The 23,787-nt window shown below is 71.8% G+C and carries 20 protein-coding genes and 1 pseudogene; 11 read left to right on the forward strand and 10 right to left on the reverse strand.

The window, feature by feature from the left end; genetic code table 11:
* Positions 1–8: 8 nt before the first annotated feature.
* Together EDF46_RS00655 and EDF46_RS00660 are read right to left on the reverse strand one after the other, a co-directional pair.
* Positions 9–437: a thioesterase family protein gene (locus tag EDF46_RS00655; protein ID WP_123504363.1), complete on the reverse strand. Its 429-nt coding sequence runs from the start codon at positions 435–437 to the stop codon at positions 9–11.
* Complete coding sequence (locus EDF46_RS00660) at positions 434–1,087, reverse strand: QsdR family transcriptional regulator (protein ID WP_158614123.1); 654 nt, start codon at positions 1,085–1,087, stop codon at positions 434–436. The genes EDF46_RS00655 and EDF46_RS00660 overlap by 4 nt, the downstream gene beginning before the upstream one ends.
* 101 nt (positions 1,088–1,188) lie before the next feature.
* Between EDF46_RS00660 and EDF46_RS00665 the strand changes: the two genes are divergently transcribed.
* The 7 genes from EDF46_RS00665 (at position 1,189) to EDF46_RS00695 (ending at position 9,106) form a co-directional block, all read left to right on the forward strand.
* Entirely contained in the window at positions 1,189–2,385 is a 1,197-nt protein-coding gene (locus EDF46_RS00665; RefSeq protein WP_123504364.1) for an acyl-CoA dehydrogenase family protein, read from the forward strand.
* The gene (locus tag EDF46_RS00670) at positions 2,382–3,590 is read left to right on the forward strand and encodes an acetyl-CoA C-acetyltransferase (protein WP_123504365.1); all 1,209 of its coding nucleotides are present in this window, start codon (positions 2,382–2,384) and stop codon (positions 3,588–3,590) included. Before EDF46_RS00665 ends, EDF46_RS00670 begins: the two co-directional genes overlap by 4 nt.
* Positions 3,591–3,615: 25 nt before the next feature.
* Positions 3,616–4,725, forward strand: a complete 1,110-nt coding sequence (locus EDF46_RS00675) for an alcohol dehydrogenase catalytic domain-containing protein (RefSeq protein WP_199738169.1) — start codon at positions 3,616–3,618, stop codon at positions 4,723–4,725.
* Between the two features lie 95 nt (positions 4,726–4,820).
* Complete coding sequence (fabG, locus tag EDF46_RS00680; RefSeq protein ID WP_123504366.1) at positions 4,821–5,594, forward strand: 3-oxoacyl-ACP reductase FabG; 774 nt, start codon at positions 4,821–4,823, stop codon at positions 5,592–5,594.
* Positions 5,591–6,052: a MaoC family dehydratase gene (locus tag EDF46_RS00685; protein ID WP_123504367.1), complete on the forward strand. Its 462-nt coding sequence runs from the start codon at positions 5,591–5,593 to the stop codon at positions 6,050–6,052. Before fabG ends, EDF46_RS00685 begins: the two co-directional genes overlap by 4 nt.
* 210 nt (positions 6,053–6,262) lie before the next feature.
* Positions 6,263–8,131, forward strand: a complete 1,869-nt coding sequence (locus tag EDF46_RS00690) for a glycoside hydrolase family 2 protein (RefSeq protein WP_123505132.1) — start codon at positions 6,263–6,265, stop codon at positions 8,129–8,131.
* 69 nt (positions 8,132–8,200) lie between these two features.
* Complete coding sequence (locus EDF46_RS00695) at positions 8,201–9,106, forward strand: arginase family protein (RefSeq protein WP_123504368.1); 906 nt, start codon at positions 8,201–8,203, stop codon at positions 9,104–9,106.
* Positions 9,107–9,181: 75 nt separating this feature from the next.
* Here the strand turns inward: EDF46_RS00695 and EDF46_RS00700 are convergent, their stop codons facing one another.
* Positions 9,182–10,003 (reverse strand): aldo/keto reductase, encoded by an 822-nt coding sequence (locus EDF46_RS00700; protein ID WP_123504369.1) that lies wholly within the window; start codon positions 10,001–10,003, stop codon positions 9,182–9,184.
* Between the two features lie 75 nt (positions 10,004–10,078).
* On the opposite strand from EDF46_RS00700, the gene EDF46_RS00705 reads away from it, so the two are divergent.
* From EDF46_RS00705 to EDF46_RS00715, 3 genes are all read left to right on the forward strand, one after another.
* On the forward strand, positions 10,079–10,540 hold the full coding sequence (locus EDF46_RS00705; RefSeq protein ID WP_123504370.1) for a heme-binding protein: 462 nt from the start codon (positions 10,079–10,081) through the stop codon (positions 10,538–10,540).
* 437 nt (positions 10,541–10,977) lie between these two features.
* Positions 10,978–11,889 (forward strand): hypothetical protein, encoded by a 912-nt coding sequence (locus EDF46_RS17915; RefSeq protein WP_148061109.1) that lies wholly within the window; start codon positions 10,978–10,980, stop codon positions 11,887–11,889.
* A gap of 255 nt (positions 11,890–12,144) precedes the next feature.
* Positions 12,145–12,789: a GPP34 family phosphoprotein gene (locus EDF46_RS00715; protein ID WP_123504372.1), complete on the forward strand. Its 645-nt coding sequence runs from the start codon at positions 12,145–12,147 to the stop codon at positions 12,787–12,789.
* A 194-nt stretch (positions 12,790–12,983) separates the two neighbouring features.
* On the opposite strand, the gene EDF46_RS00720 is transcribed toward EDF46_RS00715, so the two are convergent.
* From EDF46_RS00720 to EDF46_RS00745, 6 genes are read right to left on the reverse strand one after another with little or no spacing between them, the layout of a single operon-like run.
* The gene (locus EDF46_RS00720; RefSeq protein WP_123504373.1) at positions 12,984–13,658 is read right to left on the reverse strand and encodes a TetR/AcrR family transcriptional regulator; all 675 of its coding nucleotides are present in this window, start codon (positions 13,656–13,658) and stop codon (positions 12,984–12,986) included.
* 5 nt (positions 13,659–13,663) lie between these two features.
* Positions 13,664–15,370: an allophanate hydrolase gene (gene atzF / locus EDF46_RS00725; RefSeq protein WP_123504374.1), complete on the reverse strand. Its 1,707-nt coding sequence runs from the start codon at positions 15,368–15,370 to the stop codon at positions 13,664–13,666.
* Complete coding sequence (gene uca / locus EDF46_RS00730; RefSeq protein WP_123504375.1) at positions 15,367–19,029, reverse strand: urea carboxylase; 3,663 nt, start codon at positions 19,027–19,029, stop codon at positions 15,367–15,369. Before uca ends, atzF begins: the two co-directional genes overlap by 4 nt.
* A complete protein-coding gene (locus EDF46_RS18610) occupies positions 19,026–19,688 on the reverse strand; it encodes an urea amidolyase associated protein UAAP2 (protein ID WP_233579836.1) in 663 nt (220 codons plus the stop codon). The genes uca and EDF46_RS18610 overlap by 4 nt, the downstream gene beginning before the upstream one ends.
* A 56-nt stretch (positions 19,689–19,744) precedes the next feature.
* Positions 19,745–20,608 carry an urea amidolyase associated protein UAAP1 gene (locus tag EDF46_RS00740; RefSeq protein WP_123504377.1) on the reverse strand — a complete coding sequence of 288 codons (864 nt, stop codon included), beginning with the start codon at positions 20,606–20,608 and terminating at the stop codon, positions 19,745–19,747.
* Positions 20,605–22,203 carry an APC family permease gene (locus tag EDF46_RS00745; RefSeq protein WP_123504378.1) on the reverse strand — a complete coding sequence of 533 codons (1,599 nt, stop codon included), beginning with the start codon at positions 22,201–22,203 and terminating at the stop codon, positions 20,605–20,607. The genes EDF46_RS00740 and EDF46_RS00745 overlap by 4 nt, the downstream gene beginning before the upstream one ends.
* A gap of 41 nt (positions 22,204–22,244) precedes the next feature.
* Here EDF46_RS00745 and EDF46_RS18900 point away from each other — a divergent pair.
* A pseudogene (locus EDF46_RS18900) lies at positions 22,245–22,553 on the forward strand (GPP34 family phosphoprotein); the annotation flags it as partial.
* Positions 22,554–22,753: 200 nt separating this feature from the next.
* Here the strand turns inward: EDF46_RS18900 and EDF46_RS00755 are convergent.
* Positions 22,754–23,782, reverse strand: coding sequence for an NADPH:quinone reductase (locus EDF46_RS00755; RefSeq protein WP_123504380.1), 1,029 nt, complete (start codon positions 23,780–23,782; stop codon positions 22,754–22,756).
* Positions 23,783–23,787 lie beyond the last annotated feature (5 nt).

The following is a 23,787-nucleotide window of genomic DNA, read 5'->3' on the forward strand; positions in this document are numbered from 1 at the left end:
TGATGAGGTCAGGCGGCGGGGACGGCGAACTCGCTCTCGATGGCGAGCCGGATCCCCGTCGGGATCGGCACGGGTCGCGTCGTCTCCCGGTCGACGAACACGGTGGTGAACGTGCCGACGGCGAGCTGCGTGTCGTCGCGGTCGCGCAGGATCCTGGGTGCCCAGGTCACGCTCGTGGTGCCGAGCTTCGCGATCGATAGCTCGACCGCGATCTCGTCCGGAAACCCCGCGGACGCCTGGAACTCGCACGACGACGCGACGCAGAACCCGAGCGCGGGCCCGTGCAGCGGATCGAGCCCCGCCACCGTGATCATCCAGGTGTTGATCGCGGTGTCCATCGCCTGGTAGTACACGGTGTTGTTCAGGTGGCCGTAGACGTCGTTGTCGTTCCAGCGGGTCGCCACGGCGAGGCGGTAGGGGCGGGTTCCGTCGATCATGAGTCCCTCAGAACGTATTCGAACGCCGCGCGGGCCCGCTCGGCGCTGGGCTTCTCGCCCGTGATCAGGTCGGCGTACGTGAACGACTCCGAGATCCGCACGAGCAGGTACGCGAGGTCGTGGATCGGGAGAGAGAAGCGGATCGCGCCGCGGGCGACCTCGGCCTCGAGCAGAGCCTCGACGAAGGCCAGGTAGCGGCGCTGCACCTGGCTCTCCTTCGTCGTCAGGACCCGCAGCGCCCGGGCGGGCTCGCGCGTCAGGAAGCCCTGAAAGGACGACGCCTCGATCAGGGCGGCGACGAAGTCGCCCAGCACGCGGGTCAGGCGTGCCGCCCCGACGGCGTCGGTCGACCTCTCGATGCGGGTCAGCGTCGGCTCGGCGAGCGACCACAGCACCTCGCTCAGAAGGGCGTCGCGGTTGCCCAGCCAGCGGAACAGCGACGTGCGGTCGACGCCGAGGCCGGCGGCCAGAACGTTCATGTCGACCCGCTCGCCGGCGAGGAACGTGCGGCGCGCAAGGACGAAGGCGCGCACCGTGTCGGAGTGGGTGCCGGCGGCGAGACGGGCCGAGAGCTCGGACGGCACGCGGATCGCGACGATGCCCGCCCACGACGCCGGCACGGCGGCGGGGGCTGCGGTCTGCGTCGACATGAGAGCACTCTAGGCATTGCCGGGGAGTCCGTGCAACATTTTCGAAAACGATGCATGATGGAGGCAACCGGTAGTCACACACCACGCAACGGAGCTGACCAGTGACCCTCACAACACCTGAAACCGCCTACCTGTCGAGCGACTTCTACTTCGCCCAGGACGCCCTCACCGCTCGCGAGAACGAGAACATCCACGAGCTGCGCCACTATCTCGAGACCGAGGTGGCCCCGATCGCCGACGACTTCTGGGAGCGGGCCGAGTTCCCGCACCAGGTCATCAAGCCCCTGGCCGCTCTCGGCGCCTACGGCCCGATCTGGGAGGAGTCGCGCCAGTTCGAGAACAGCGCGAAGTTCCGCGGCTGGGCGGCGCTCGAGTCCGGCCGGATCGACGCGAGCGTGTCGACCTTCATCGGCGTCACCTCGGGTCTCGCCATGGGCTCGATCGGCGTCGCGGGCAGCCCTCAGCAGCGCGCCGAGTGGCTGCCGAGGATGGCGACCGGCGAGACCATCGGCGCCTTCGGCCTCACCGAGCCGCTGTCCGGCTCCGACTCGGCCGGCGGCCTCCGCACCACGGCGACCCGCCACGGCGACAGCTGGACCCTGAACGGCCAGAAGCGCTGGATCGGCAACGCCACCTTCGCCGACGTCGTCGTGATCTGGGCCCGCGACACCGCCGACGGCCAGGTCAAGGGCTTCCTCGTCACGACCGACACCCCCGGCTTCACCGCGACCAAGATCGAGCGCAAGCAGAGCCTCCGCATCGTGCAGAACGCCGACATCGAGATGGTCGACGTCATCGTGCCCGAGGAGCGCCGGCTGCAGCGCGGCGACTCCTTCCGCGACACCGCCAAGGTGCTCCTCCTCACTCGCGCCGACGTCGCCTGGCAGGCCATCGGCAATGCGATCGGCGCCTACGAGGCGGCCGTCGCCTACGTGAAGCAGCGCGAGCAGTTCGGCAAGAAGCTGTCGTCGTTCCAGCTCGTGCAAGACCTGCTCTCGCGCTGCCTGAGCAACATCTCGGCCTCCATCGCCCTCTGCATGCAGACCTCCGACCTCCTCGACCACGACCGCCAGACCGACGCGCACGCGTCGATGGCCAAGTCGTTCGCGACGTCGCGGATGCGCGAGACGGTCGCCTGGTGCCGCGAGGTGATGGGCGGCAACGGCATCGTCCTCGACTACGGGGTGGCCCGCCGCTTCGCCGACGCCGAGGCCATCTACTCGTTCGAGGGCACCCGCGAGATGAACTCCCTCATCGTCGGCCGCGCCATCACCGGCACGAGCGCGTTCGTCTCATGACCGAGGCAGTCATCGTCGCGGTCTCCCGCACGCCCATCGGCCGCGCCATGAAGGGCTCGCTCCGCGGCGAGCGCGCCGACGATCTCGCGGCGTTCATCGTGCGCGACGTGCTCTCGAAGGTGCCGGAACTCGACCCGGCCGCCATCGACGACCTCGTGATGGGGTGCGGCATGCCCGGCGGCGAGCAGGGCATGAACATCGCCCGCATCGTCGCCGTGGCGCTCGGCTACGACCACCTGCCCGGCACGACCGTCAACCGGTACTGCTCGTCGAGCCTCCAGTCCACGCGCATGGCGTTCCACGCGATCAAGGCCGGCGAGGGCGACGTGTTCATCTCGGCCGGCGTCGAGAGCGTGTCGGGCGCGGCCCGCGGCTCGAGCGACTATATCCCCGGGGTCGACCTCCGCAACCCGCGCTTCCCCGAGTTCCACGCCCCCGCCGACGGCGGCGACTGGGTCGACCCGCGCCTCCGCGGCGCCCTGCCCGACCCGTACATCTCGATGGGCGAGACCGCCGAGAACGTCGCCGGGATGCTCGGGATCAGCCGTCGCGAGCAGGACGAGTTCGCCGCCCTGAGCCAGAACCGGGCCGAGCAGGCGATCGTCGACGGATTCTGGGCGCGCGAGATCACCCCGTACCCGCTCGCCGACGGCACGGTCATGACCGTGGACGACGGGCCGCGCCCGGGCGTCACGCCCGAGACGCTGGCCGGCCTCAAGCCGGTCTTCTGCGAGGACGGCACGGTCACGGCCGGAAACGCCTGCCCGCTCAACGACGGAGCCGCGGCGCTCGTGGTCATGAGCGACACCCGCGCCGCCGAGCTCGGCATCACGCCGCTCGCCCGGATCATCTCGACCGGGGTCACCGGCCTCAGCCCCGAGATCATGGGGCTCGGCCCGGTGGAGGCATCGCGCCAGGCGCTGGCTCGCGCCGGCATGTCGATCGGCGACATGGACCTCGTCGAGATCAACGAGGCGTTCGCCGCCCAGGTGATCCCGTCGGCGCGCGAACTCGGCGTCGACGTCGAGCGGCTGAACGTGCACGGCGGATCGATCGCCGTCGGCCACCCCTTCGGCATGACCGGCGCCCGCATCACCGGGACGCTGCTCAACGGCCTCCGCACTCGCGACGCCACCTTCGGCCTCGAGACCATGTGCGTCGGCGGCGGCCAGGGCATGGCGATGGTGATCGAGCGGCTCTCGTGAGCGGTCGTCCGGTCTGGAGCTCGCGGTGAGGATCGACGGCGTCGTGCTCGAGCGGACCGATGCGGCCCGGCCCTTCGCCGGGTCGCGCCCGCTCACGCTCTCGATGCTCGAGCTCGACCCGCCCGGGGCCGGCGAGATGCTGGTGCGGATCGAGGCGGCGGGCGTCTGCCACAGCGACCTCTCGGTGGTCGACGGCGCCCGTGTGCGACCGGTGCCGATGCTGCTCGGCCACGAGGCCGCCGGCATCGTGGAGGTCGTCGGCGCCGGTGTCACCGACGTGGCGCCCGGCGATCGCGTCGTCATGACGTTCCTGCCGCGGTGCGGCAGGTGCCAGGCCTGTCAGACAGATGGACGCCTGCCGTGCATCGTCGGCAGCCGCGCCAACGGCGACGGCGTGCTGGTCGGCGGTGGTTCGCGGCTGACCCGCGACGGCGTGTCCGTGCACCATCACCTCGGCGTGTCCGCCTTCGCCACCCATGCGGTCGTGAGCGAGACCTCGGTGGTCCGCGTCGATCCGGACGTCCCGCCCGAGGTCGCAGCCCTTCTCGGCTGCGCGGTCCTCACCGGCGGTGGCGCGGTCCTGAACGCCGGGCGCCCCGACCCCGGGGCGGACGTCGTCGTCGTGGGCCTCGGCGGCGTCGGAATGGCGGCCGTCCTCGTGGCGAAGGCGACCGGGCACCGGGTCATCGGCATCGACGCCGTCCCTGCGAAGCTGGAACTCGCGACGGCCCTCGGCGCCGCGCAGGTCGCGTCGCCGGACGACGCCGTCGCTCTGGGGCTCCGGGCTCCCGTCGTCATCGAGGCGGCGGGCCACCCCGCCGCGTTCGAGACGGCGTTCGCTCTCACCGCGCCCGGCGGAACCACCGTCACCGTCGGGCTGCCCAGGCCCGACGCGCGCTCGACGATCGCCCCGCTCACGCTCACGGCCGAGGCGCGCACCGTCGTCGGCAGCTACCTCGGCTCGTCGGTCCCGTCGCGCGACATCCCCGTCTACGTCGACCTATGGCGCAAGGGCCTCCTCCCCGTCGAGAAGCTCGTGTCGTCGACCATCCCGCTCTCGGGCCTGAACGAGGCGATGGACTCGCTGGCCGACGGCGAGGCGCTCCGTCAGCTGATCGTCTTCCCGTCGCCCTGACGGGCGCCGGAGAGCCTCCGACCTCCGGCCCGTCCGGACTCCAGCACTTCAGTACTTCAGCACTTCAGTACTTCCGCACTTCAGAGAGGAACACCATGACCGACCAGCGCACCGACCCCGAGCAGCGCATCGCCATCGTCACCGGGGGAGGCCGCGGCATCGGCGCCGCGGTCGGCCGCCGCCTCGCCCGCGACGGCATGGCCGTCGCCCTCGTCGACCTGAGGCAGGAGGATGCCGACGCCGCCGCGGCGGAGATCACGGCGGCCGGGGGCCGTGCCGTCGGCGTGGCAGCGGACGTCTCGGATGAGGAGTCGGTGGCGGGCGCGGTGGGCCGCGTGGAGGCCGAGCTCGGGGCGCCGACCGTTCTCGTCAACAACGCCGGGATCCTGCGTGACAACCTGCTCTTCAAGATGAGCGTCGACGACTGGGACGCCGTGCTCGGCGTGCACCTCCGCGGGGCCTTCCTGATGAGCCGGGCGGTGCAGAAGCACCAGGTCGACCAGGGCTGGGGCCGCATCGTGAACCTGTCGTCGTCGTCGGCGCTCGGCAACCGCGGGCAGGCCAACTACTCGGCGGCCAAGGCCGGGATGCAGGGGTTCACCAAGACGCTCGCGATCGAGCTCGGCCCGTTCGGCGTCACGGTGAACGCGATCGCACCGGGGTTCATCGAGACGGCGATGATCGCGCAGACCGCGGAGCGCATGAAGGTGCCGCTCGAGACCTTCCTGACCGAGGCCGCGAAGCAGATCGCCGTGCGCCGCGTCGGCCAGCCCGACGACGTCGCCGCGGCCGCCGCCTACTTCTGCTCCGAGGAGGCCGGCTACGTGTCGGGACAGGTGCTGTACGTGGCGGGAGGGCCGCTCTCGTGAGCGCCGCGGTCTTCGCCGCACCCGCCGATCTGGCGGGGTCGGAGGGTGCCGAGCTCGGTCCGTCGGAGTGGATCGTGATCGACCAGGCGCGGATCCAGGCGTTCGCCGACGCGACCGGCGACCAGCAGTGGATCCACGTCGATCCGGCGCGCGCGGCCGACGGCCCGTTCGGCGCGACGATCGCCCACGGGTACCTGACGCTGTCGCTGCTGCCCGCGTTCGCCGACGGGCTGCTGCGGGTCGACGGCGTCTCGGCCGCCATCAACTACGGCGCCGATCGGCTGCGGTTCGTGCAGCCCGTCGTCGTCGGGTCGCGCGTGCGGGCCGTCGGCGAGATCACCGGCGTGACGCCCGGCTCCGGGGGAGTGCGGCTCGCCTATCGGGTCACGGTCGAGATCGAGGGCTCCGACAGGCCGGCCCTCGTCGTCGACACGATCACGCTGTTCGTCCCGGCCTGACGCGGCGTCCCGCCCCCGCCCGCCCCGCCCCCGCCCGCCCGTCTCCAGAAATTCAAGGAGATCTTCGCCGACCCACTCTAGTGATCCGCATGCCGCCGAAGGTCGAGGCACATTTCTCCTTGAATTTCTGGGCAGGGAAGGTGCGACGGGCTATTACAACGTTGTAGCGTGGACGCGGATCACCTGTTCCACGACCTCGAGGACGACGTCATGACCGCGACCATCCCGCGCCCGGAGTACCCCCGCCCCCAGTTCACGCGCGAGCGGTGGCTGAACCTCAACGGCCAGTGGCAGTTCGAGTTCGATCCGGGCGACTCCGGGTTCGAGCGGGGGCTCGCCGACGCGTCGCAGTTCCTGCGTGCCGAGATAACAGTGCCGTTCGCCCCGGAGGCGCCCCTGTCGGGGATCGGCGACGACGACTTCCACCACGCCGTCTGGTACCGCCGCGAGGTGGATATCCCGGCGGAGTGGGCCGGGGACCGCGTGCTCCTGCACTTCGGCGCGGTCGACCACGACGCGACGGTCTGGGTCGATGGCGCCGAGGTCGCGCGGCATCGCGGCGGCTTCACGAGCTTCACGGCCGACATCACCAGCCGTGCCGGCGCGAAGGCCGGCGACACGGTCGTCATCACCGTGCGGGCCCGCGACTCCAAGGACGCCCCGCAGGCCCGAGGCAAGCAGTCGGCCGAGTACTGGAACCACGACGCCGACTACACCCGCACCACCGGCATCTGGCAGACGGTGTGGCTCGAGCCGGTGCCGCAGGTCGCCATCGGTCGGCCGCGCATCACGCCCGACCTCGGCTCCGAGTCCTTCACCGTCGAGGTGCCGCTGTCGACGGGGCTCGCCGGCGGCCGGGTGCGCGTCGTCCTGTCCGACGACGACGGCGAGGTCGCGGTGCACGACGCCCGAGCCGATCTCACCCTGTCGCCCCGCGTCACCGTGCCAGTCCCCGCCGACCGCGTTCGCGTGTGGTCGATCGGCGACCCGTTCCTCTACGGCGTGAGCATCGAGCTGCTCGGCGCCGAGGGCGACGTGGTGGACTCGATCGGCAGCTACGCCGGACTCCGCAGCGTCTCGATCGTCGGCCAGGCGGTCCTGATCAACGGCGAGACCGTCTTCCAGCGCCTCGTGCTCGACCAGGGCCTCTACGCCGACGGCCTCCTCACGGCGCCGAGCGAACAGGCGCTGATCGACGACATCCGCCTCTCGATGGAGGCCGGCTTCAACGGGGCGCGCCTGCACCAGAAGGTGTTCGAGGAGCGCTTCCTCTACCACGCCGACCGCATGGGCTACCTCGTGTGGGGCGAGTTCGGCGACTGGGGCTGCAAGACGACCGGCCCGAGCGATGACCGCCAGCAGCCCGGCGCGACCTACACGACGCAGTGGCTCGAGGCGCTCGAGCGCGACTACTCGCACCCGGCGATCATCGGCTGGTGCCCGCTCAACGAGACGCGCCAGCACATCTCCGACCGCATCACCGTGCTCGACGACGTCATGCACGGCATGTTCCTCGCCACCAAGGCCATGGACACCACGCGTCCCGTGCTCGACACCTCCGGCTACTCGCATCGCGTGTTCGAGACCGACATCTACGACAGCCACAACTACGACCAGGTGCCGGCCACCTTCCGCGAGACGATGGGCCTGCTCGACGTGGGCTCGAAGACGGCCTTCCTCAACACCGAGGACGACCGCGACCTCCAGCAGCACGACGTTCAGCCGTGGAGCGTCCCCTACAACGGCCAGCCCTACTTCTGCAGCGAGTTCGGCGGCATCTGGTGGAACGCCGAGACCGCCGCGGCGACCGACGCCGCCCCGCAGTCGGGCACGACGTCGTGGGGGTACGGCGAGCGAGTCCGCACCGCCGAGGAGTTCTACGAGCGCTTCGAGGGGCTGGTCACGACGCTGCTCGGCAACGCCGACATGTTCGGCTACTGCTACACGCAGCTCACCGACGTGTTCCAGGAGCAGAACGGCCTCTACGCGTTCGATCGCTCCGGCAAGTTCGACATCGCCCGCATCGCCGAGATCCAGCGGCGCCCGGCCGCCATCGAGGAGGCCGCCCGGGTGCTGTAGGGGGCGCAGGAACTGCACGCTCCCCGTGCATATCGGGCACACCCGTCGCCGACATGGCACGCTCGAGGCATGAGCGAAGCGCGAGCGTACGAAGTCCTCGGTGTCCCTTCGAGCGCGGGGGCCCACCACGCGGGGCAGGAGCTCGGGCCGAAGGCCCTGCGCGACTTCGGCTTCGTCGACCGGCTCCGCGAGGCCGGAGCCGATGTGATCGACGCGGGCGACGTGGCGGGCTCGGTGTTCCGGGCCGATCCCGACCCCGTCGGCGGCGCGCGCAACATCGCCGCCGCGATCGAGGTCGCGGGGCAGGTCGCCGACGAGGTCGAGCGCATCGTCCGCGACGGCCGCATCCCCGTCGTGATCGGCGGCGACTGCACCGTCACCCTCGGTGTCGTGGCCGGCGTCCAGCGCGTCCAGGCCGAGGTGGGCGTCGCCTACGTCGACGGCGACGCCGACCTCTCCGTGCCCGGCGTGCGCGGCAACGGCATCCTCGACTCGACGGTCGTGTCGCACCTGCTCGGCATCGTCGACTCGCCGCTCGGCCGCCTGGGGCCGTCGTGGCCGCCGCTCGAGGAGGACCAGATCGTCCTGCTCGGCTACAACCAGGACGACCCCGACTCGTTCGACGACGACGTCCTCACCGACGACCGCGAGGTGCTCCACTTCAGCGACGACCACCTGCGCGAGGTGCCGATGGAGGCCGCCGGCTCGGCGCGCACCCGCCTCGACGTGTTCGAAGGGCTCGTCGTGCACTTCGACGTCGACGCGGTGGACTCCGCCGACCTGCCGCTCGCCGACTTCCCGCACTACGGCACGGGGCAGACGCTGGCGGGTGCGCTCGACGTCGTGCAGTTCCTGCTGTCGGCCCCGAACCTGCGAGCGCTGAGCCTCACCGAGGTGAACCCCACGCACGACCCGTCGGGCGAGCAGCTGGAGCGCTACGTCGCCGGCGTGACCGCCGCGATCGCCGGGTCGTAGGCGGCAGTCGGGCCGGCGGGCCCGTCAGGTCGGCGGGCCCGCCAGGCCGTCGGGTCGGCTAGGCCGTCGGGTCGGCTAGGCCGTCGGGTCGGTCAGCGCGTCGAGGGCGGCGAGGTCGTCGGCCGAGATCTCGAAGTCGACGTCGGCGTTCTCGGCCGCCCGCTTGGCGCTGGTCGTCTTCGGCAGCGGCAGCACGTCCTTCTCGAGCAGGTAGCGGATGCAGAGCTGCGCCACCGACTTGCCGTACTTGGCGGCGATGCCCGCGAGGTCGGCGCTGTCGAGGATCGCGCCGGTCGCGAGCGGCGAGTAGCCCTCGACGAGGATCCCCTTCTGCTGGCAGTAGGCAGTCGTCTCGTCCTGCGTGTAGCCGACGTACCAGCGGATCTGGTTGACGTGCGGCGTGACCGTCGCGGTCTCCATCAGCGACTCGATGTCGTCGACGGTGAAGTTCGAGATGCCGATCGAGCGGGCGCGGCCGGAGGCGTGGATGCCCTCGAGGGCCTTCCACACGGCCTGGTTTCCGGTGCGGTGGTCGCTGCCCATGTCGGTCCAGGGCCAGGGTGCGTGGATCAGGTAGAGGTCGACGTAGTCCATCTCGAGCGCCGACATCGTCGTCTCGAAGCTGGCGAGGGCCTCGTCGTGGTCCTTGATCTCGGCGGGCAGCTTCGTGGTGACGAAGATCTCGTCGCGCGGGATGCCGCTGTCGCGGATAGCGCGGGCGACGCTCGCCTCGTTGCCGTAGGCGCGGGCGGTGTCGATGTGGCGGTAGCCGGCCTTCAGCGCGGCGGCGACCGAGTCGTAGGCGTCGGGGCCGTCGGGGATCTGCCAGGTGCCGAAGCCGATCTTCGGGATCTCGACGTCGTTGGAGAGGGTGAACGTATCGGTGAGTGAGGGCATGCGCTCGACGCTACTCGCCGGGGATCGCGAGCACCTCGAGTTCCTGCGCCCGTATCGCCTGACAGACTTGGGCGCATGACGACCGAGACCCTTCCTGAGTTCACCCCCTCCGACGTGCAGGCCCAGCTCGACGAGCTGCGGTTCGACTCGTTCGACCAGAGCGATGCGTACACCCTCGGGTCGCTCGCCGCCGAGCTCGTCCGCGAGAACGGGTACGCGCTCGCCATCCAGGTCGTGCTCGGCGACCACGTCGTCTACAAGAGCGCGCAGGGCGGCGTCTCGCCCGACACCGACTCGTGGCTGCGCCGCAAGGCGGCCGTCGCCGTCCGCGACTCGCAGCCGTCGCTCCTCACCCGCCTGAACGACGAGGGCGCAGGAACTCCGCTCCTCGTCGACGACACCTACGCCGTGTCAGGCGGGGCATTCCCCCTCGTGGTCGGCGGGCAGGTGGTCGGCACCATCACGGCCTCGGGCCTGAAGGACGTCGTCGACCACGACCTCGTCGTCGCCGCGCTGCGCAGCTTCGTCGCGAACTAGCGGCTCCGTCGCCGTCCCCGGGCCGTCCGCCGCCCCCGCCCCCGCCCACTTGCCCAGACCTGGGCGTTCGCGTCGTCGGTTTGCCCCGTTCCGGGGTGCTCGCCGAGTTGCCGAGATCTGGGCTTGTGCGGCGGTGAGTTGCCCCGTTCCGGGGTTCTCGCCGAGTTGCCCAGACTTGGGCTTGTGCGGCGGTGAGTCGCCCCGTTCCGGGGTTCTCGCCGAGTTGCTCAGATCTGGGCTTGTGCGGCGGTGAGTTGCCCCGTTCCGGGGTTCTCGCCGAGTTGCTCAGATCTGGGCTTGTGCGGCGGTGAGTTGCCCCGTTCTGGGCAACGGAGACCAGCGCGTGGCGGCGGTAGGTTTCGACGGCCTGTGGATAAGGCCGCCAGGGCTGTGGAGGGCGCGAGCGGCGAGCGCCCACCCGGAGGCACGCTGACGGCATGCAGAAAAACCAGCCTCCGTTCTCGCTCGGGCACGGCGTCTTCCGCGTGTCGGACGCACTCGACCAGGGCATCCCTCCTGAACGTCTCCGCGCCGTAGGCCTGCGGCATCCGCATCGTGGTCTCCGTTCGACGAACGCCGAGCCCCAGGACGTCGTCGGACGCTGCGTCGAGTACGCACCCCTCCTCTTGCCGGGGCAGGCGTTCAGCCATCAGACCGCCGCCCTGCTGTGGGGACTCCCCGGGCCGCCGGGATGGGTGGCGAGCCGGGCCGATCTCCACGTGGTCGCCACAGGAGAACACCGTGCGCCGAGGAGACCGGATGTGGTCGGCCACACGGCGCCGGGGCTCCCTCTCGCGACAGTGGAGGGCCTCCCCGTCGTGCTGCCGACGCGCGCGTGGATCCAGTGCGCCGAGCGGTGGGCGCTCGACGATGTGGTCGCCATGGCCGACGCGCTTCAAGACCGGTGGTCGCCGCACGGGCTGGCGCAGTTCCTGCCGCGGGAGCTCCTGGAGTCCGCCGTCGAGTCAGCGGCGGGGCGGCGGGGCTGCCGCACGCTGGCCGATGCTCTCGCCTTGTCGAGGCCGAAGGTGTGGTCGCCGCAGGAGACCCGGCTGCGCCTGCTCGTCCTCAGGGCGGGCTGCCGCGAGCCCGATGAGCTAAACGAGAAGCAGTTCGCGGCGGATGGCACCTATCTCGGCCGCCCAGACATGGCGTATCCGCGTGAGAAGGTGGCGATCGAGTACGAGGGTGACGGGCATCGCGTCGACCGCGCGACCTTCGAGAACGACATCGAGCGCCGAGAACGGTTCGCGGCCGACAACTGGCGCACCCTGCGGGTGACGAAGAGCCAATTGACGGAGGCGCAGGAACTCGCAGCCCGCCTCCGCCGCTTCGTCCCAGCAGCCTGAGCGCGCCGTCGCCCCGCCCCAGCGCCTGTCGTCGCCGCCGCTTCCCGTCGTCACCGCCTCCCGTGTCGCGCGAGTTGCCCTAATCGGGGCGACCCGGCGGTCGAGAAGCCCAGATCGGGGCTACTCGCGGCAGCGGCGGCCGGCGGCGCGACAGCCGCCGGCGTCGCGCCAGTTAAAGCTCGATTACGCCGCAGTCCGCTCTGTGACGGCGACGTTTCACCCGGCGCAATACGCACCGTCCCCTAGGCTCGCCCCATGGGGACGACGACCGACTTCGCACTGCTCGCCCGCGATCCGCAGACCGGCAAGCTCCTGGTCGACCAGATCGCCTATGCCGCGGGGGTGGCCGGAGCCGTCGTCGCCGACCTGCTCATCGAGCGCCGGATCTCGTGGGACGACCGCGGCAAGCTCCAGCTGATGGACCCCCGGCCGCTCGGCGACGCCGTGCTCCACCGGGCGCTCGCCGCTGTCCAGGCCGACCCGAAGCACCGCTCCGTGGCGCGGTGGGTGTCGCGCTTCGAGCGCCGTGAGGTGCAGGACGACGTCATCGGGCTGCTCTTACGTCGCGGCGACGTGTCGCTGCAGGAGAAGCGCGTGCTCGGCATCTTCCCCTCGAAGCGCTACCCGGCGACCACGGGCGAGGCGGGTCGCACCGCGTTCGAGATGATCCGCGTCGTGCTCGCCGGCGAGGTCAAGGCCGACGAGAGCGCGCAGGCGCTGATCGGCATCTGCGACGCGACCGGCGTGCTCCGCCGCGTGGCAGGCCCCGTCGACCGCCACGTGCTCAAGCCGTTCCGCGACGCCGACGTCGCCCGCGCCGTCCGCTCGTCTATCGAGCAGCACCGCGCCTCGTCGACCTCGGGAGCGAACGCCGGCTCGACCGCCGCGATCATCACCTGACCGCCCCGCGCTGGCAACCGGGTTCCCGTTTCCAGCCGCTTTCCCTGCGCGTGAATTCACGCCCAGGGAAAGTCACTCGGGAGGCTTTCCCTGGGCGTGAATTCACGCGGGGGTGAAGTGGCTCCAGAGGGAAGCCGGAGGGCGGGCTCGTTTTGCGACCGGCCGAATGGCGGTCGTCGTCGCGGTCCGGCGCTTCAGGGGCGGGGCAGGAGGAGGGCGCCCGTCGATGCGGCAGCGCGGACGTCGTCGTCGCCGAGGCCAAGCATCCGCAGGCACGACGTCGCGATCGCGCGGCGGTCGATCGACTCCGGTGCCACCCCCTGACGGCGGAGCTGGATCACGACCTCGACCATCTGGATGAGGAGCGAGCCGATCAGAGGCTCCGGGATCGCGAGAGGCGAGGCCAGGGCGCCGAGCCTCCCGTAGACGCCTTGCAGACGATCGCGCTCGCCGCGGAACTCGTCGTAGCGGGCATCCTGCACCTCCGGGAGGAGGTAGAGCGTGCCGATGTTGTGCGGAGTCGACGAGAGCGTGCCGACGTCGACGTGCGCCAGCGCGAAGAGCGTGGCCGCCGCCCGGGTGGCGTCGTCGCCCACATCCGCCGCGAACCGCTCGGCCACGTCGACGCTGGGCCGGACCGAGGTCTCGAGCAGCTCGACGAGGATCTCGTCCTTGCCCGCGAAGTGGTAGTAGAGCGATGCCTGGCGGATCCCGACGGCCTCGGCGATCGCGCGGGTCGAGGTCTGGCCGAAGCCCTGGTCGACGAACAGGGCGGCGGCTGCGGTCAGGATCTGGTCGCGGGCCGAGGTCTCGGGCGCCGCGTCGGAGACGGCGCGCGGGCGGCCGACCTTGGCGGGACGTGTGCTCATGCGACCTATTCTGCCGACGCCGACTGGGCGGACTCGACGAGGGCTGCGTCCGCCAGGTAGGTCCTCCACCCGCCGAAGCGCGTGATGTCGCGAGCGCCGTCGAGGGCGGCCGGCTCGCAGAGGAAGCCGCGCACGACGGCGCCGTCCTCGAGCGTCACGGCTCCGATCGTCATGGGCGCGGGCAGCGCGGCGACGAACGTCGCGAATCCTGCCGCCGGCAGCGACCAGACCTCGCCGGCGATAGGCGCGCCGCCCGCCGAGACGGCCACGAGTCCGGGTTTCGGCGGCGTGGTGGCCAGCGCGTGGAGACGGTACGAGGCGGCGGTCCGGACGGCTCGCGAGAACGTCCCTCCGGCGACGACGAGCTGCCGCTCGAGCGGCTGCCCGCGCAGGTGCCTCCCGACGACGAGCAGGTCGATGCGGGGGTGCAGGATGCGCGTGGCCAGCCCCGCAAGCGCGCGATCCGAGAACGCGGGCCCGGTCAGCATCACGCCGAAGGGGAGGCCGTCGACGAAGCCGGCGGGCACCGCCAGAGACGCGAGGTCGAGCAGGTTGGCGAAGTTCGTGAAGCGCCCCATGCGCGAGTTGGCGCCGACCGGGTCGGCGGCCACCTCGGCGAGGGTCGGATGCCAGGTCGTCGTCGGGGTGAGGAGCGCATCGCAGCCGTCGAGGGCGGCGAGCCCCGTCTGGCCGAGCCTCTCCAGCGTCTCCCGGTCGCGGAAGAGGTCGACGGCGCTCGGCTCTGCACCCGCCAGCACGATGGACGCGACGGTCGGGTCGAGGTCGGTTCCGATGAGGTCGCGGTGCCCGTCGACGAAGTCGCCGACCGCGGCGTAGCGCTCGGCCACGAAGGCTCCGCCGTAGAGGAGGGTCGCCGCTTCGAGGAGCGGGGTGATGTCGACCTCGACGATGTCCACGCCGGTGGCCGCGAGGGCCGCGACGCTGCGCGCGAAGGCGTCTGCCCAGCCGGGGGCGAGCCCGTCGAGGTGCACGGGCGCGGGGACGGCGACGCGGGGGCGAGCCGGCAGGACGATCTCGGTCGGCCGGTCGTCGCGGGACAGCGGGTCGAGGCCGTCGGCGCCGGAGAGCAGCTCGACGGCCGTCCGGGCGAGCCCCAGGTCGCGGGCGAACACCGTGACGCAGTCGATCGAGCGGCACGCCGGCACGGAGCCGGTGGTCGGGAGGAGGCCGCGAGTGGCCTTCACGCCGACGATCCCGTTGAGCGCGGCGGGGACCCGGCCTGATCCTGCCGTGTCGGTGCCGAACGCCAGGTCGACGATGCCGAGCGCCACGGCCACGGCCGATCCCGACGAGGAGCCGCCCGAGATGCGCGAGGCATCCCACGCGTTGCGGACGGCGCCGTAGGGGCTCCGCGTGCCGACGAGGCCGGTCGCGAACTGGTCGAGGTTGGTCTTGCCGAGCACGAGCGCGCCCAGGGCGCGGAGCCGGGCGACGGCCGTCGAATCCTGCGAGGGCTCGTACGAGTAGGCGGCGGAGCCCGCTGTCGTCGGCAGCCCCGCGACGTCGATGTTGTCCTTGACCGCGGCGACCAGGCCGTGGAGGGGAAGATGCTCGCCGGCCGACGCCCGCTCGTCGAGTGCGCGGGCCTCGACCAGGGCCTCGTCGCGAGAGCGCAGGCTGATGAAGACCTCGGGCCGATCGGCCTCGGCGATTCGGGCGAACGCCGCCTCGACGCGCGCCACGGCGCTCACGACGCGGCTCCGTTCGAGCCGTGCTCGATGGACACCAGCACCTGGCCGGGCGACACCTGATCACCGGTGCTCGCGTACACCTCGAGGATCCGCCCCGACACGGGTGCTTCGATCACCGACTCCATCTTCATCGCCTCCACGGCCAGGATGCGGTCGCCCTTCTCGACGATCGCCCCCTTCTCGACGTTCACCTGCCAGATCGTCGACAGGAAGGGCGCCGACACCCCCGTCGCTCCCTCGGGCAGGACGACCTCGTCGGTCGCGGGAACGGGTGGCTCGTCGCGCACGTCGAACTCGCCAGAGACCCGCCAGCGCTCCTTCTCGGCGTCGAACGCCGCCGCCTGTACGGCACGGAAGTCGGCGATCGACCCGGCGTTGTCGTCGAGGAACCGCTGGTACGACGCGATCGAGAACTCGCCGTCGGTCGTGTCGACGACACCGCGCCCGGCGTCCGTCTCGGCGCGGAGCTCGAGGAGCTCGTCGGCCGAGACGGGGTACCACTCGAGGCGGTCGAAGAAGCGGAGCGCCCAGGGGTCGTCCTGAAACAGGCCGCCCTTGCGGAACCGGTTCCAGATCTGCGTGGTGCGCCCGACGAACTGGTAGCCGCCCGGGCCCTCCATGCCGTAGATGCAGAGGTACGCCCCGCCGATGCCGACGGAGTTCTCGGCGGTCCAGGTGCGGGCCGGGTTGTACTTCGTGGTGACGAGCCGGTGCCGTGGATCGAGCGGCGTCGCGACCGGCGCGCCGAGGTACACGTCGCCGAGGCCGAGCACGAGGTAGCTGGCGTCGAAGACGGTGCGGAACACGTCGTCGACCGTCTCGAGGCCGTTGATGCGGCGGATGAACTCGATGTTCCACGGGGTCCACGGGGCGTCGCTCCGGACGCCGGCCATGTAGCGCTCGATCGCGAGGCGCGTCGCCGGGTCGTCCCACGACAGGGGCAGCCGCACGGTGCGCGACGGAACCACGAGCTCGCCGGTCGGCGGGATCTCCGTCTCGAGCTCCTGCAGGATCCTCGCCATGTCGGAGGCCCTCAGCGTGCGGGCGTCCGTGTGGACCTGCAGCGACCGGATACCGGGGGTGACGTCGACGACGCCGGCCACCCCGGCCTCCGCCAGCCGCTCCTGGAGAGCGTGCACGCGCATCCTGAGACCGATGTCGAGCGTCATGTCGCCGTACTCGACCAGCACGTTGTCGTCGCCGTCGCGTCGGTAGGTGACGCTCGGCGCATCGGCCGACGCGTCGCGCCGTGCGAGCACCCCGTCGTCGCCGTCGCCGCCGGAGGTCAGCAGGGTGAGCGACGCCCGGTGGTCGACGAGCGCCGCGGCGTCGCCTTCTCTCACCGGCACGAACCGGACGGTGTCGCCCGGGCGGAGCTGGCCGACCTTCCAGAGCTCGCCGCTCGCGACGACGGCAGGGCAGACGAAGCCGCCGAGGCTCGGCCCGTCGGGGCCCAGGATGATCGGCGTGTCTCCCGTGAAGTCGACGGCGCCGACGGCGTAGGCGGTGTCGTGGATGTTCGACGGGTGCAGTCCGGCCTCGCCGCCGTCCTCGCGGGCCCAGCCGGGGCGGGGCCCGATGAGACGCACCCCCGTGCGCGCCGAGTTGTGATGCACGCCGTAGTCGGTCGCGTAGAAGGCGTCGAGGTCGGCGCGCGTGAAGAAGTCGGGCGCCGCGTGCGGCCCCTCCGTGACGCCGATCTGCCAGCTCGACGTGAGCGCGGGCCGACGGTGCGCCGGGGTCGGCCCCGGGATCCGCGTCAGCCGCTCGTCGCCGACGATGGCCGGGTGGTCGGCCTCGGAGTCGGGCGAGCCCGTGCGCAAGACGTCGCCGGCGAGCAGTGCTCGCCCCGCGTGGCCGCCGAAGCCGCCGAGGGTGAACGTGGAGGCGCTGCCGAGGTACGGCGGCACGTCGATGCCGCCCCGGACCGCCAGGTAGAGACGGAGGCCGGGCCCAGCGGCCGTGCCGACCGACACGGTCTGCCCGGCTCCGACGTCGAACGGCTCCCACTGCGCTACGGGAACGCCGTCGACCTCGATGGTCGCGAGCGCCCCGGTGACGGCGACGACGCTCGGCGTCGAGAAGGTCAGCGTGGGTCCGGTGGCGGTCACCTCGAGCGCCGGCGCGCCCTCCGGGTTGCCGACCGCGAGGTTCGCCTCGGCGAACGACACCGGGTCGAAGGGACCCGACGGAGGCACCCCCACCTGCCAGTAGCCGACGCGGCCGGGGAGATCCTGCACCGTCGTCTGAAGACCGGGCGAGACGACGTCGATGCGGGCGTCCGGGTCGTGCGTCTCGTCGAGCGTCGAGGTCGAGTGCACGGCACCGCGCAGCTCGACGTCGTCGGTGAGGGAGCGCAGGAACGCGAGATTGGTCACCACGCCATCGACGCGAGACGACTCGAGGCCCTCGCGCAGCAGGTCGAGCGCGCCGTCGCGGCTCGGCGCCGACGCGATGACCTTCGCGAGCATCGGGTCGTAGAAGGGCGACACCTCGAGCCCGGTCTCGATCCAGCCGTCGACGCGGACTCCGTCGAGAGCGGGGGAGCCGTCTCCCGGAAAGGCCGCGCGGGTGACGAGGCCCGAGCTCGGGCGGCTCTTCTTCGCCGGGTCCTCCGCGTAGACGCGCGCCTCGACGGCGTGTCCACGCGCTTCGGCGGCGACGTCGAACACTGCGTCGTCGATGCCGGCGGAGCCGTCGCGCGCGAGTCGGAGCATGAGGGCGACGAGGTCGACCCCGTAGACCTCCTCGGTCACCGGGTGCTCGACCTGCAGCCGGGTGTTGACCTCCAGGAAGGACGCCTCCTCGCGGACCGGGTCGTAGACGAACTCCACCGTGCCCGCAGAGCGGTACCCCACGCTCTCGGCCAGCGATCGCGCCGACGAGTGCAGCAGCTCGCGCACGTGGCCTGGCAGGGCCGGTGCCGGAGCCTCCTCGATGACCTTCTGGTTGCGGCGCTGGAGCGAGCAGTCGCGATCGCCGAACACGGCGACACGGCCCTCGCCGTCGCCGAACAGCTGGACCTCGACGTGCCGGGCGGGGCGCACGAGGCGCTCGAGGAAGACCCCGGCCGAGCCGAAGTTCTTCTCGGCGAGCCGCGCCACGCCGAGGTAGGCCTCCCGCACCTCGTCGACGGTCGCGCAGGCCTGCATGCCGATCCCGCCGCCGCCGCCGGTCGCCTTGAGCATGACGGGCAGCCCGATGCTGAGCGCCTCGGAAACCGCCTCGTCGGCGCTTGCGAGCAGGCCCGTCCCGGCCAGCATCGGCACGCCGGCCTCGCCGGCCAGAGCCCTGGCGGTGTGCTTCGCCCCGAACGACACGATCTGCTCGGGCGTCGGGCCGACGAAGGCCAGCCCCGCGCCCTCGACGGCGCCGGCGAACTCGACGTTCTCCGAGAGGAACCCGTAGCCCGGGTGGACGGCGCCCGCGCCGGTGCGCTCCGCCGCCTCGAGGATCGCGTCGATCCGCAGGTACGACTCTCGCGCCGGCGCCGGTCCGAGCAGCACGCGCTCGTCGGCCTCGCGGACGTGGGGGGCGGCCCGGTCGGCCTCGGAGAACACGGCGACGGCCTTCAGGCCGAGGTCGTGCGCGGAACGGATGACGCGCCGGGCGATCTCGCCGCGGTTGGCGATCAGGACGGTGTCGAAGCGGGCGCTCACAGCGCGGCCCCGCCGGACGTGACGATCATCCGGAGCGGAGTCGGGTTGAAGTCGTTGCAGGGGTTGTTCATCTGCGGGCAGTTCGAGATGACCACGAGGACGTCGCGCTCGGCGCGGACCGCGACGCGGCGGCCCGGCGCGCTGATCCCGTCGACGATGCCGAGGGTGCCGTCCTGCTCGACGGGGACGTTCATGAACCAGTTCAGGTTCGACACCAGGTCGCGGGCGCCGAGGCCGCGCTTGGCGCCCTCCGCCAGGAAGTTCTCGCGGCAGCCGTGCTGGAAGTGCGTGTGGTAGCCGTAGCGGAGCGTGTTCGACTCCTTGGAGCAGGCGCCCCCGATGGTGTCCTGGCGGTCGATCTCGTTCGCCGTCACCGTCATCAGCGGCTCGCCCTCGCCGGAGCGCAGCACGGTGCCCTCCCGCACGTAGGCGTTGCCCTGCCAGGCGATCGTGTCGGGCACGCTGTAGCGCCGGCCGTGGTCGAGCGCGTCGAAGATCAGGCAGTCGGCCGACTGGTTGCCGCCGACGTCGACGATGGTGAGGACGTCGCCTGAGGCGACGATCCCCGACCACGAGGCGCAGGGTGCGATCCGATCGTCGAGGACGACTGCTCCGGCGGACAGCGGGCCGGACCAGTCGAGCGGCGACCCGTCGGCCATCGAGGCGCCGACCGGGACGGTCGACTCCAGGGTTCCGGTGGTGGTGGCGAACAGGGTCATGGTCGGCGTGCCTCCCAGTAGTCGGCGGTGTTGAGGTAGGCGCGGGTGCGCTCCGGGCTGGTGCTCCACGCCGCATCGCCCGGACCGGTGGGGGAGCCTCGCCACGCGTGGACCCGCAGCGGGCCCACCGTGTACGACTCCCGCGGGTCGAGGGGGTGCGGCACGTTGGCCACGAGCAGGATCAGCGGGAGCTCGGCGGTCAGCTCGACGAAGGCGCCCACTCCTGCGCTCCCATCGAAGTGCACGTCGCCCTGCTCGTCGACGCGGGCGCCCTGGAAGAACGACACCGACGGCGGTAGGTCGCGCGGAGTCAGGCCGTGCTTCGCGGCGCCGAGCACGAACAGGTCGCGGCCCGCCGGCGCCGGGCCCTCGGGCACGCTGGCGCCGTACTTCCTGTCGTTCCAGGCCGCGGTCGAGGTGCCGCAGAACGCGTCGTGATGACCCGAGCCGTCGCGGGTCACCGTGGCGAGCACCCGCCCGTCGCCCGAGAGAAGCGGATGCCCCTCGCCGAGGTACGCCTGCCACGGGATCTTCTGCGTGTCGGCGACGTTCAGGCGCTCCCACGGCTCGAGCGCATTGAAGACGAGCACGTGCGCGCACGCGTCGCCCGTCGGATCGTCGAAGCGGATGCGCGTGCCTCGGGCGACGACGCGGTGGGTGTATCCGCCGGGCGCGACGGTCTCGGCCCAGGTCAGGTCGCTCGGATCGATGCCCTCGGGCGCGAACGGCGAGGTGGAGGCCGGGAGGTACGGCATGAAGTCGGCCGTCAGCTCCGCCCGAGCCCGCGCGTTCTCGCGGGCGGCCCACACCGTGTCCGTGCCGGGAGCCGCGGCGCCGATGGCCGTCGTGTCGGCCGTCATGCGGCCTCCACCAGGGGGATCGCGGCGGTCGTCGGGACGAGCCGCAGGGCGCTGTGACGGCGGTGCGTCGCGGCGTAGTACGCGCCGCCGACGAGGAGCGTGGCCGTGATGAACAGGAGCGCCGACCACTGCAGCCACCAGCTGTGCCCGGTCAGGTCGTAGATCGCCGCGCGCGGCCAGGCGAGGTTGATCACCATGAGCACCTGGAAGACGACCGCGACGACGTTGACCGGGATGGCCCAGCGGCCCATCGAGAACAGCGGCCTGCCGTCCTCGTCGACGCCGGCCTCCTTGTCGCGCGTCCAGCCCTGGAGGCGCCGCACGAGGAGCGGCACGGTGACGCCGAGGTAGGCGAGGTAGAGCATCGCGATGCAGAGGCTCGACAGCGCCGTGAACAGGGCCGAGTTGCCCGAGTTGACGGCCAGTGCGATCGCGGCGGCCACGCCCACGACGACCGAGGTCGCGATCGGCGTCCCCGTGCGCGGAGACACCCTCGCGAGGAAGGCCGAGAACGGCAGAGCCCGCTCGCGGGCCATGGAGTAGACCATGCGCGAGCCCGACGTCTGCACCGCCAGCGTGCAGGCGAAGACCGCCACGGCCACGCAGCACAGGAGCAGCCGTCCGAGGACGCCTCCGAGCCGGGACTCGACCACGCCGGCGAGCCCGCCGGAGACGAGCGAGCCGTCGGACAGGCTCGGAGCCGCGACGAGGGCCGCGACGATGAGGAGCGCGCCGCCGAGGCCCGAGACCGTGAGGGCGCGGATGATCGTCTTGGGCGTCGTGCGGCGGGGCGCATGCGTCTCCTCCGAGAGCTCGCCCGCCGAGTCGAAGCCCACCATGACGTAGGCCGCCATCAGCGCCGACGCCAGCCACACCCAGAGGTACGAGCCGCCCGGGGCGCGGCCCTCGGGCGTGAAGACGACGCTCGCCGACCGCTCGGGCAGGAGGAACAGCGCCGCCACGAGCACGACGACACCGACGATCTCGATGGTGACGCCGACGCTCGTCACGCGCGCCATGAGCTTCACCGAGACGATGTTCACCGCCGTCGTGATCGCCAGCATGATGATGCCGAGCACGACGGCGTTCTGCGCTCCGGTCGCAGACAGCGGTGCCGAGTCGGCCGTCGGGCCGCCGACGATCTGGAAGCCGGACCAGATCGCCGGGAGCACGGCCTGCACGGCGACCGCTGCGACGGCGACGGTGAGGATCTGCCCGATGATCATCGTCCAGCCGGTGAACCAGCCGACCACCGACCCGGCCAGGCGGCTCGACCACTGGAAGATGGCGCCCGAGATCGGCCACCAGGCCGCCAGCTGCGCGAAGTTGAGGGCCACCATCAGCTGGCCGACGAACACGACCGGCCACGCCCAGAAGAACGCGGCGCCGCCGAACGAGAAGCCGAGGCCGAACAGCTGGAACACGGTCGTGAGGATCGAGACGAACGAGAATCCGGCGGCGAACGAGGCGAAGGAGCCCACGCCGCGGTGGAGGTCCTGCGGGTAGCCGAGCGCGTTCGGCTCCGCCGAGTCGGTGCGGACCGCGGCGGGCTCGGTGCGGGGCGAGAGCGGGGTGGAGCGAGAGGGCGAGCTCATGACGTGCCTTTCGCGAGGGGAATTCCTGTCGAGCGACAGGTATGTGCCTCACAGTCTGGAAGCGTGGCGTCACGCCCCCGTTTCTCTGCTGTTACGGGTGCGTTAACTCGCCGCGGGACCGCGTCGCCCGCGTCGCGCGCGACCGCATCGTCGTGCTCGACAAGCGGCCCGTCGGCGATCCGGCCGTCGACCGGAAGCTCGGCCTCGTCGTGGCCGATCCGCGTCCGCACCCGATCGTCCGCCGGCTCGCCCTCATCGACACCGATGTCATGTGCGACACGGTGCGCGACGACCTCATCGCGCGAGGCGTGCTCGTCGAACGTGAGCGGAGGGTGTTGGGGGTCTTCCGGCGCCGCTCGGTCGTCGAGGGCGACGCCGCGGGGATCCTGCGCCGGCTCGTGACGCCGATCGACCCCGAGCGGCTGAAGGTGCACCGCGAGGCCGACGTGGCGCAGGCGGTGCGCAGCATCATCGTGGCGCGGCGGGAGGCGGCGGCGGGGGCGACTGACGTGGCCGGCACCTCGGCCGCCGCCGCCCCGCCGCAGGGACGTCAGCCGGCTGAGGTCGTGTCGCCGATGTCGATGAGCACCTTCCCGGTGACGGAATCCTGGACGGCCTGGTGCGCCGCCGCCGTCTCGGCGAGGGGGAAGCGGACGAGCGGGAGCCCCGCGGCCTCGCCGACGGGGAGCGCGCCGGCGATGAGGGCCTCGGTGACGTCCTCGACCGCGGCCCGCATGGCCGTCTCGCCGATCGTGTAGAGCAGCACGAACTGGTAGCGCGTGTTCTTCGACATGTTGGGGCGCACCGCGAGCTCTGCGGTCGCGCCGCCGTCGTCGGCGTACATCGACACGACGGCGCGCTGCCCGACCACGTCGGCGTCGAGGTCGGCGTTCTGCACGATCGAGACCTCGACGACGATGTCGACGCCGTCGGGGGCGATCGCCTTCACGACAGCGGCCGTGTCTTCGGTGCGGTAGTTCACCACGTGGTGCGCGCCCGCGCGTCGCGCCAGCTCGGCCTTCTCGTCGCTCGAGATCGTCGTGATGACGGTCGCGCCCGCCCAGCGCGCGAGCTGGATGGCGGCGTGGCCCACGGCTCCGGCGCCACCCGCGACGAGCACCACCCGCCCGTCGAGCGCGCCCGCGTGCAGGCGGTCGGGACCGCCCTCGAGCACGGTCAGGGCGCGGTGGGCGGTCATCGCGGGGACGCCCATGGTCGCCCCGACGTCGAAGCTCGTGCCCGCGGGAAGCTTCACGACCCGCTCGGCCGGGAGGACGGTGTACTCCTGCGCGGTGCCGGTCGGTCGGTTGCGAGCCGAGAGGTACGTCCAGACGCGGTCGCCGACCTCGAGGGTCGAGACGCCGTCGCCGAGAGCGTCGACGACGCCCGCTCCGTCTTGGTTCGGGGTGACCTCGGGGAACTCGACGGTTCCGTTCTGCCGCGACTTCCAGTCGGTGGGGTTGACGGCCGAGACGACGACGCGCACGCGCACCTCGCCGGGGCCGGGGGTCGGGATGTCGCGGTCGACGAGGTGGAGGACGTCGGGGGAGCCGGGCTCGGTGTAGACGATGGTTCGCATGAGCC

The sequence above is a fragment of the Frondihabitans sp. PhB188 genome (genome assembly GCF_003752365.1).
Classification (GTDB): Bacteria; Actinomycetota; Actinomycetes; order Actinomycetales; family Microbacteriaceae; genus Frondihabitans.